Origin of the sequence: Corynebacterium sp. LK2537 (assembly GCF_040946485.1) — a bacterium.
GTDB lineage: Bacteria > Actinomycetota > Actinomycetes > Mycobacteriales > Mycobacteriaceae > Corynebacterium.
Genome location: NZ_JAYWLQ010000019.1, coordinates 1 through 973 on the forward strand (window position 1 = coordinate 1; position 973 = coordinate 973).

Consider the following 973-nt stretch of genomic DNA (forward strand, 5'->3'; position numbering starts at 1 on the left):
CTAGGGCGTGTCTCCTAATTGTGGGCCTGTGCTCGAGCATGATTGAGGTGTGTCACAACGGTCTAGATTTACGCAGTTCACGAATGCACAGTGGGAGCGAGTTGAACCACTTCTGCCAACGAATGAGGGCCGTAAAGGCCGCCCGTTTGGTGATAGCCGCCGCGTTGTAGAGGGCATCATCTACCGGTACCGCACCGGAATCCCGTGGCGAGATCTCCCCGACCGGTATGGTCCCTGGCAGACGGTGTGGAAGCGGCATCGCCGCTACGCAACCGACGGCACCTGGGACCGCGTATTCGCGCACATCCTCGCCGAGGCCGATGCAGTGGGCGACATTGACTGGAACGTGTCAATCGACGCGACGATCAACCGTGCTCATCAGCACGGTACGAACCTGCCGCGCCCTGATCAGGACACAGGGGGCTCTATCGAATTACAAGAATCTGCCGTTATGCGAGATTGAACCGGCAGGTCACGGGATCGGGAGATCACGCGGAGGGTTGAGCACGAAGGTACATTTTGCTGTCGAGGGGCATGGCCGGCCGCTGTCGATTGTGGTGACGGGCGGGCAACGCCATGATGGCGCGATGTTGCAGGAAGTCCTCGGCGATATTCGGGTCCCGAGAATTGGGTGCGGGCAGGCGCGGACGCGCCCTGATGCGTTGCTTGCTGATCGCGGGTACACGTCACGGGTGAACCGCGCGTATCTGCGTGAGCGCGGCATCGCCGCGGTGATTCCGGAGAAGTCTAATGAGATCGCTGCCAGGAAGCGTAAGGGTCGTGCTGGCGGGCGACCGCCCGGGTTTGATGCGGAGCTGTACAAAGACCGCAACGTGGTCGAGCGGGCCTTTGGGTTGATGAAGCAGTGGCGCGGGCTTGCGACGCGTTATGACAAGCTCGCGGTCACGTATCGCGCGGGAGTGGTGCTTGCGGCGATTCTGGTCTGGTTACGCATATAAGAGACACGCCCTAG

The 973-nt window shown here is 61.2% G+C and carries 1 pseudogene; it reads left to right on the forward strand.

Going from position 1 to position 973, the window contains the following annotated elements:
* Positions 1 to 49 precede the first annotated feature (49 nt).
* Positions 50 to 959 (forward strand): annotated as a pseudogene (locus VVS03_RS11285) (IS5 family transposase).
* Positions 960 to 973 lie beyond the last annotated feature (14 nt).